Source organism: Rhizobium sp. PDO1-076, assembly GCF_000247475.1.
Lineage (GTDB): Bacteria > Pseudomonadota > Alphaproteobacteria > Rhizobiales > Rhizobiaceae > Allorhizobium.
In genome coordinates this window covers 1-8,292 of record NZ_AHZC01000073.1, presented here as the reverse complement: position 1 = coordinate 8,292, position 8,292 = coordinate 1, and the positions used below count along the sequence as shown (strand labels likewise).

Annotated in this window: 6 protein-coding genes and 1 pseudogene; 5 read left to right on the top strand and 2 right to left on the bottom strand. The window is 59.1% G+C overall.

The annotated features are described in order from the left end of the window. From PDO_RS05975 to PDO_RS29405, 3 genes and pseudogenes are all read left to right on the top strand, one after another. The coding region (locus PDO_RS05975) for an AAA family ATPase (protein ID WP_007599193.1) at window positions 1-3,302 on the top strand (3,302 nt) is incomplete at its 5' end. A 43-nt stretch (window positions 3,303-3,345) separates the two neighbouring features. After that, the gene (locus tag PDO_RS28950; RefSeq protein WP_244426361.1) at window positions 3,346-3,783 is read left to right on the top strand and encodes a hypothetical protein; all 438 of its coding nucleotides are present in this window, start codon (window positions 3,346-3,348) and stop codon (window positions 3,781-3,783) included. Then, window positions 3,774-3,971: pseudogene (locus PDO_RS29405) on the top strand (zeta toxin family protein); the annotation flags it as partial. The gene PDO_RS28950 and the pseudogene PDO_RS29405, both read left to right, overlap by 10 nt. 122 nt (window positions 3,972-4,093) lie before the next feature. Here PDO_RS29405 and rctB read toward each other — a convergent pair. Beyond that, complete coding sequence (gene rctB / locus PDO_RS29400) at window positions 4,094-4,534, bottom strand: SMa0974 family conjugal transfer regulator (RefSeq protein ID WP_458574640.1); 441 nt, start codon at window positions 4,532-4,534, stop codon at window positions 4,094-4,096. 7 nt (window positions 4,535-4,541) lie between these two features. Continuing rightward, window positions 4,542-5,558 (bottom strand): class I SAM-dependent methyltransferase, encoded by a 1,017-nt coding sequence (locus PDO_RS05960; RefSeq protein ID WP_007599188.1) that lies wholly within the window; start codon window positions 5,556-5,558, stop codon window positions 4,542-4,544. A 262-nt stretch (window positions 5,559-5,820) separates the two neighbouring features. On the opposite strand from PDO_RS05960, the gene PDO_RS05955 reads away from it, so the two are divergent. Both PDO_RS05955 and PDO_RS05950 read left to right on the top strand, forming a co-directional pair. Next, window positions 5,821-6,711, top strand: coding sequence for a helix-turn-helix transcriptional regulator (locus PDO_RS05955; protein WP_007599186.1), 891 nt, complete (start codon window positions 5,821-5,823; stop codon window positions 6,709-6,711). A 113-nt stretch (window positions 6,712-6,824) separates the two neighbouring features. After that, the gene (locus tag PDO_RS05950) at window positions 6,825-8,018 is read left to right on the top strand and encodes an MFS transporter (protein ID WP_244426362.1); all 1,194 of its coding nucleotides are present in this window, start codon (window positions 6,825-6,827) and stop codon (window positions 8,016-8,018) included. The last annotated feature ends 274 nt before the right edge of the window (window positions 8,019-8,292 follow it).

Here is an 8,292-nt window from a genome sequence, read left to right as displayed (position 1 = left end):
CGGCACTTGCCGGCAAGGCGGCCGAAGGACTGGAGGAGAGTTCCGGCATCAAGTCACGCACGCTCGCCTCCTGGGAGCTCGCCTGGACGAATGGGCGAGATCTGCTCGATCGCGGTGACGTCTTCGTCGTCGATGAGGCCGGAATGGTCTCGTCGCAGCAGATGGCGCGCGTCCTTAAGTCAGCGGAGGATGCGGGCGCGAAAGTCGTCCTGGTCGGCGACGTAATGCAGCTTCAGCCGATCCAGGCCGGTGCTGCCTTCCGGGCCATATCCGAGCGGATCGGATCTGCGGAACTGGCCGGTGTGCGTCGTCAGCGCGAAGAATGGGCACGTGAGGCTTCTCGTCTCTTCGCTCGTGGCAAGGTCGAAGAAGCGCTGGACGCCTATGCACGTGAGGGGCGGATTTTTGCGGCGGAGAGCCGGGCCGACGTCGTCGACCGCATCGTCGCCGACTGGACCGATGCACGCCGTGACCTCGTCCGGAACACTGCCGACGGCGATCAGCCGGTCCGCTTGCGCGGTGATGAACTTCTCGTTCTCGCCCACACCAATGATGACGTGAAGCGGCTCAACGAGGCGCTGCGTCAGGTCATGAGAGATGACGGCGTATTGGCGGCCGGCCGTGATTTTCAGACGGAGCGTGGCGTGCGAGAGTTCGCCGTCGGCGACAGGATCATCTTTCTCGAAAACGCTCGCTTCCTTGAATCGCAGGCGCGGACGCTTGGACCGCAATATGTCAAGAACGGCATGCTCGGAACAGTCGTTTCCACCGGCGACGAACACGGCGATCCTTTGCTATCGGTCCGTCTCGATAATGGCCGCGACGTCGTCATCAGCGAAAACAGCTATCGCAACATCGATCACGGCTATGCCGCGACGATCCACAAGTCGCAGGGCGCCACCGTCGACCGGACCTTCGTGCTTGCCTCCGGCATGATGGACCAGCATCTGACCTATGTGTCGATGACTAGGCATCGCGATCGCGCCGATCTCTATGCGGCTCGCGAGGATTTCGAGGCGAAGCCGGAATGGGGTGGAAAATCCCATGTCGATCACTCCGCCGGCGTCACCGGCGAGCTGATCGAGACCGGGATGGCAAAGTTCCGGCCCCAAGATGAGGATGCCGACGAGAGCCCTTATGCCGATGTGAAGATCGACGACGGAACGGAGCACCGGCTCTGGGGGGGCAGCATGCCCAAGGCACTGTCGGAGGGTGGCGTGTCCGAAGGGGACACCGTTCTGTTGCGGAAAGACGGTGTGGAAAAGGTCAAGGTGACGGTCGCCGTCATCGATGAGGAAACGGGTGAGAAGCATTTCGAGGAGCGTCAGGTCGAGCGCAATGTCTGGACGGCAAAGCAGGTCGAAGCTGCCGATGCGCGGCTGGAACGCATCGAGCGAGAGAGCCATCGGCCGGAATTGTTCAAGCAACTGGTCGAGCGGCTTGGCCGAACAGGCGCGAAGACCACCACGCTCGATTTCGAGAGCGAGGCCGGCTACCAGGCGCATGCCCGCGACTTTGCCCGGCGCCGTGGTATCGACTTGGCTGCCGGGATCGCGGCCGGGATGGAAGAGGGGGCTGCCCGGCGGCTGGCGTGGCTTGCGGAGAAACGCGAGCAGGTGGCAAAGCTTTGGGAGCGGGCGAGCGTGGCGCTTGGCTTCGCGATCGAACGGGAAAAGCGCGTCTTTTACAATGAAGAGCGCACCGAGACACTCGCGGCACAAATTGCTGCGAACCAAAAGTATCTTATTGCGCCATCGACGCGGTTCTCCCGCAGCCTCGACGAGGACGCCCGCCGTGCGCAGCTCGCTTCGGAGCGCTGGAAGGAGCGGGATGAAATCCTTCGGCGGGTCCTGCAAAAGATCTATCGCGATCCCGATGGCGCGCTTGCCAGACTGAATGCTCTCGCCTCCGACGCTCGGTTCGAGCCGCGCCGCCTCGGCGACGATCTCGAGACCAAGCCGCAGCGTCTCGGTCGTTTGCGTGGATCGGAGCTTCTGGTCGATGGCCGTGCCGCCCCCACCGAGCGCGATACGGCAATGGCCGCGTTGTCGGATTTGCCGCCGCTGGTACGCGCGCATGCGACAGAATTCCGACGCCAGGCCGAACGCTTTGGCATTCGTGAGGAACAGCGCCGGGCTCACATGTCCCTGTCGGTCCCCGCGCTCTCGAAACAAGCAGTGGCGCGCCTCGTGGAAATCGAAGCCGTGCGCGAACGCGGCGGGAAGGACGCTTACAAGACAGCCTTCGCCTATGCGGTCGAGGACCGGTCGTTGGTCCAGGAAATCAAGGCTGTCAACGATGCGCTGACAGCGCGCTTTGGCTGGTCCGCCTTCACCGACAAAGCCGACGCGATTGCACAGCGTAACATGGTCGAGCGCATGCCGGAGGATCTTGCTTCTGACCGTCGCGAGAAACTAGCGCGCCTGTTTGTCATCGTGCGCCGTTTTACCGAGGAACAGCATCTTGCCGAGAGGAGGGATCGCTCGAAGATCGTGGCCGGCGCCAGTGTCGAGCCGGGGAGGGAGACGATGCCCGTGTTGCCGATGCTCGCCGCCGTGACGGAGTTCAAAACGTCTGTCGAGGACGAGGCGCGGAAGCGGGCGCGTGCCGTCGCACACTACGGTCACAATCGGACGGCTCTTGTCGAAACGGCAGCGCGTCTCTGGCGCGATCCTGCCGGCGCCGTGGACAAGATCGAGGCCCTGATCGTGAAAGGCTTCGCTGGCGATCGGATCGCAGCGGCCGTCGCCAACGATCCCGCAGCCTATGGTGCCCTGCGCGGCTCTGATCGCATCATGGACAGATTGCTGGCGGTAGGCCGCGAACGAAAGGACGCGCTTCAAGCCCTACCGGAGGCGGAAAGCCGCGTCCGGTCGCTCGGTGCCTCCCATGCGACGGCTTACGACACCGAGACGAAGGTGATTACCGAGGAGCGCCGGCGCATGAGCGTCGCCATTCCGGGCCTGTCGGTTTCTGCCGAGGAGGCGTTGCAAGACCTCTCAGCGGCGATGAAGAAAAAGGATGCCAAACTCGAAGTCGCTGCTGGCTCGCTCGATCCCGCCATCCGCCGGGAGTTCACCGCGGTCAGCCGGGCGCTCGACGAACGTTTCGGTCGAAACGCCATTCTGCGCGGTGAGAAAGACGTCATCAATCGCGTGGCGCTGGCGCAGCGCCGTGCTTTCGAGGTCATGCAGGAACGGCTGAAGATTGTTCAACAGACTGTCCGCATGCAGGCAAGTCAGGAAATCATTGCGGAACGGCAGCGGCGGGTCCTCGACCGCGCCCGCGGCGTGTTCCGGTAGACAGTTGAGTAAACGGCTTTGAACAAACGGAAAGGCGACAAAGATGGCTGAACAGGAAATTTCTTACGACGCGATCCTCCGCACGGAGATCGCCATCGAGATCCTCAATCAGGCCCGCGCCATCGTCACGGCTCGCGTCTATGAGCTCGAAGGGACGGATCCCGAAGCGGCGGAAGCGCTGCGGCTTCGCCGCCGCGATCTTATCGCCATCCAGCACAACGTTGCTGTTGCCGATCGCCAAACCGTCGAAAACCTGATCGCGCTGCGGGGAGCGCGTGTGAAGTGCGAAGCCCGGTTCTGGGCGGAGTTCCGATCATGGCGGAGGATCAGGCATCCGGCCCTCTCTCGCTGGACAGAAACGAGAGCATTTTCCGCAACGACATTCTGCCCGACTATCTGCCGGATGGTATCAGCCGGGCAGGGCAGCCCCGCCTTAACCTGCTCGGCGGCCAGCCGGGCGCCGGCAAAACCGTGGTGCTGATTGCGAGCCACGCCGAGCTCGATCGATCTGGGCCGACGATCCGCATCGTTGGCGACGATCTGCGCTCCTATCATCTCAACTTCCTGGCGTTCCAAAGACGGGATCCGGAAACGGCGTCGCAGTTCACCCAAGCTGACGCCGGCCGCTGGACGGAAAAGCTCCTGGCCGCCGCCATGGAGCGCAACGTCAACATCGTCTTCGAAACGACAATGCGGACGCCTGAGAATGTCGCCCGCGTTGTCGGCATTTCGCACGGGCAAACCAGCTTGATATTCAACGCTGATCTGAAGGCGGCTGATGTCCGATCGGGCTATTTTCCGCCCGGCCAAACCTGTCCACTCTCAACATGCTCTCGGATTGCCTCGAAGGATACGCTGCAGGCGGGGTGCCATTCGACGGCTCCGCCTGGAACTGTGATGGTGGACAGGCTTGCCTGCAACAGGGTCCGGATACCGTAGAAGGTTACGAGCTCCTCGGCTTCCACACGGAAATGTAGACCCTCATCGGTCGGTTTCAGGATCGCGCGCGCGTCGCCGAAATCGAGAATTCTGTCGGTGCCGGTCGACTGGCAATAGGCACTGAATCGAGCGCAGATCTTGTCAGCGACGCATTCTGCGTGTGGGGCCTGCACGAACGCCTCGGCGACATGTGTGTGCAAGGGATACCTCCATGATCTAAGACTTGTGGGAAAAATGGCAGGATAACGCTCGCTGCGGGACGGGCCTACGCCGATAACTCTGCGGACGCTCATGTACCCCTCACTGAGCTTCAGATTGCTGTTGCGCACTAACACCCTCTACCCACGTGGCCAATTCGGTATAGGGCTCCGGCTCGTACACATATTCGGCCGGAATAGCAGGATGAACCATCAGGGAGAGATATCGCCGGAGGTTTTCCTGGCTGTTGCTAGCCGCAAGGCCGTAGAAGTTCCCGCTGCCCCACGTGACGACACAATAGCGGAAATGTGCGTAAACGGCGTTCGCCATTTCTTCTAGGGTGACTTCGCAGTCATGCATCGTGGAGAGGACCAGTTTCGATTTGCGCTGAATTTCCTCGATACCGAAATACCTCGTCTTGAAGCCGAAATCCTTTTGTGATTCTCGCCCTTCATAGTCACGAGGATCCGCAGCGCGAAACTTCTCCACAAACAAGAGGACACCATCTTCCTTAAGATGATCCGCAACAAATTCGATCTGCTTTCGTCGATTGGGAGAGTACATCTGGAACGTGGTGTCCTCCAGGATGAAGTCGAACCCGGTCGAGAACCGTTCGAGTTGTTTTTCTGAGCGGAGATAGTCCTTTGTCAATCGGTGAAAGGGGCCAAGGAAGAAGTGAGCGTGTGACGGCTCGCCGAACGCCATAAAGCACCTGTAGTTTTCCTCGTTGGGACTGCAGGACAGAGATTGGATTTTTCCACGGCTCAGTTCGGAAAGCGTCCGCGCCATCGTGCCTTCGGCGGTGCCGAGACTATACAGCGAGACGTCTGAAGAGCTCAATTGCGCGTAGCGCAGGAGCGCATGCGCCATCCGGCACTCCTCCTCCAAACGATACGGGATGCTGCCATGATAGTGCTGGTCGAAATTACCTTGTCGGCGCGAGTGCAATGCAATTAAACGATGAAGGAGGACATCGTCGGGCAAGAGGCGCGTGTCAATGACGGGCTTGCGAACCGGTACGCCACTTTTTCCGGCCGCCGTTTCGCTAAAGAAGCCGGCGAGTTGGTTCAGACGCGGGCCAAGGTCGCATTCGGTGGAAAACTCATCGATGTCCTGCATTGCAACATACCTCATAAGATAATGGAAAGTACGACGCCGGCAGCTGCTTGAAAGAAATTAAATAACAATTATAGCGGGTTGGTCCGTTCAGACGCCGAGCGCTGTCGCGTACTCAGTGGTAAGACAGAGTTTGACTGCACGCTTTCATTTGCAATGCCGCATTTTCATGAAAGTGCCATCATCCGCCAACCGTGGATCAATCCAGGATTGTTTGGCAACTCGCAGTCGTTATATTTTCGAAAGTGGATTAGTTTAGTAGGGAATGGCTTCCTTGACGGAAACGTATGGCTTCCAACCCCATGAGGTTCGCCGTTCTGATCACAGCACATTGGTGCACCATCATATGGACTGGGGACTGGTGCGGGCGGACATTGTCAAGCGAACTGGGTTGTCGCGCCAGGAAACGCGCGTCGCGCCTGAGCAACATGCGTTCCTGATAAATCTCAAGGGCGAAGCAAGGGCCGGCGAAGATTTTGTCGAAGGACGTCGCGTCGCTTTTACTCCCCGCCGACCGGGATCTATCGCTTTCGTGCCTGCGCACTGTGAGTGGACAGGATGGGACGAGGGGGATGCCACGGGCTCTTACCTGTTTGTATCGGTCGATCCAACACTCGTCGATCGGTCGATCGGCTCTGAGCACATTGCCGGACTACAGCCAACAATAGGGTTTCGCAGCGCCATGATTGAGGCTTCCCTTCAGAGGATTGGCGCGGAACTTAAGAGCCCCGATCCAATCAGCGTCATCATGGTGGAGAGCCAGGCTGCCCAATTGTTCGTGCAACTTCTCAGATTTAATGGGCTGGGTCTCGAGCCCGCCAAGGGTGGTCTATCATCTTTCGACCTCAAGCGCGTCGTTGCCATAATCGAGTCCCGGGGGGCGAACCCGCCGAGCCTCGACGAACTTGCAGGAGAAATAGGCGTGAGCCGACGCCATTTCTTTCGTGCTTTCAAACAATCGACCGGGAAGACCCCTTACACCTATGTTGCAGAACATCGGATGCAACGCGCAGCCGACCTGCTTCGAGCAACCGATCTTTCAGCGACCGAAATCGCGCTCGAATGCGGATTTGCAAGTTCCAGTCACTTTACAGTCGCATTCAAGCGAGCCTTCGGTGCTAGTCCGTCCGAATTTCGTCGCGGGTTACGTAGCTGACGGCATAGCGTACCTCTTTTTTGGCGCCATTTTGAAAGGTTGGCTTGATTTCGAAAGCGGGGCAGGAGGCAATTGTCTATTTCGGTAGAATCTTAATCAGCGAAGATTCCCGTATGCGTCCACCATCATCTGTCGCAGTTTCCGGGTCGGCAAGTCAGGGACGTCGCTCTTTCTATTGGTTTCTCGCGAGCGTTTTTACTTCGGCCGTTGGGAGAAACGCATATCAAATAGCTTCTGCTTGGATACTGGTGGTGTCGGGAAACGGCAGCCCGGCTGTGGCAGCTTTCTTTGCAATTGTGAGCATAGCGGAATTGGTAGCAAGTCCCGTCGCGGGGTGGATGTCAGATCGGTATGATCGTCGAGTACTGTACGCGGCCGCAGATGCCGTCCGGTTTGTGGGCGCGTCGGCATTCGCAGTTTTGCTGATTGCGAATGACCCTCTTTGGACTATCTTGTTGTCAGCGGTCCTGTTCGCGACCTCCGATAGGATCGCCCTCACGGCTTCCCAGTGCATAATACCAACCGTCGGAATCGGGTTCACTTTAGCCACCGCGAACTCCGCCGTGTTTTTGCTTACGCAATCCGGAAGCCTTTGTGCAGCATCGTTAACCGGGCTTCTCTTGTACGTTTCCACACCGACGATCACCTTCGCGGCCATGGCCGTGGCGTTTGCGCTATCGGCTTTATGCATGCTCTTTGTCAGGCGAGAACAAATGGCACCCCACCACTGCGGGGCCGGTTCCATACGTTCGAAGTTGCATGTTGATGCGCGCTTGGTCTATCTCGGCGCCGTTTATGCATTCCTATTTACCGGTGGGATGCTGGTAAGCGTCGTCGGTCCAGGCTTCGTTCTTGAGGAACTGAGAGGAGATGCAGTAGACTTCGGACAACTTGAAAGCGCCTGGTCCGCCGGCTCCATTTTGGGCGTCCTTCTTCTCATGCCGCTGGTCCGCGTTGTTAAAATTTGCGTTCTGCAACTGGTGGCCCTCGCTTTGACCGCAATGTTCTTCGCTCTTCTCAAAGTCCTCGATCTGCCTTTAGTGCTCGTCGCGTTCGCGATCTTGGGCGTATTATACAATCTTGGCAGGGTGGGCGTTGAGGTCATGCTACAATCCACCGTCCCCGGGCCGGCCTTGGGTCGGGCAAAAGGCGCGGTTCACTGCGTCGGTGTTCTGCTCGGCTTAGTTCTTTTCGGGATCATCGCCGCCGTGGCAGACGACATCCCGCCCTCCACCATTTTCCTGACATTCGCGGCCATCCTTGCCGCCGGTGCAATTGTTCTCAGCCTCTGTCGCCCGCGAGTCTAGTGCAGGGTCGCGTAAACCCGGATTCGCCCGGACACTTTCTGAGCTGCCGGTCGGAGTCTCTTCGATTGAGGCTCGTATAGCCTAAGCTCCCGGCGTTGCAGTGCCAACGCAATCGAGTGCTTCTACAAAAGGCGTAGACCATCGACCGGGACCGAGACCGCTATCCGATTGCACCGTCTTGCCCAATGTCGGCGGGCATCCGCCCCTACTCTTCTCCCGCTCGTATCGGCTGCCGCTAACGAAATGGTGCCAAATTTCAATAATCTGGTCCTCA

Excerpts from the sequence above, each read along its gene's own strand:
- PDO_RS28950 (WP_244426361.1), top strand. The coding sequence starts at position 3,346 with ATGGCTGAACAGGAAATTTCTTACGACGCGATCCTCCGCACGGAGATC.
- rctB (WP_458574640.1), bottom strand. The coding sequence starts at position 4,534 with ATGAGCGTCCGCAGAGTTATCGGCGTAGGCCCGTCCCGCAGCGAGCGT.
- PDO_RS05960 (WP_007599188.1), bottom strand. The coding sequence starts at position 5,558 with ATGCAGGACATCGATGAGTTTTCCACCGAATGCGACCTTGGCCCGCGT.
- PDO_RS05955 (WP_007599186.1), top strand. The coding sequence starts at position 5,821 with ATGGCTTCCTTGACGGAAACGTATGGCTTCCAACCCCATGAGGTTCGC.
- PDO_RS05950 (WP_244426362.1), top strand. The coding sequence starts at position 6,825 with ATGCGTCCACCATCATCTGTCGCAGTTTCCGGGTCGGCAAGTCAGGGA.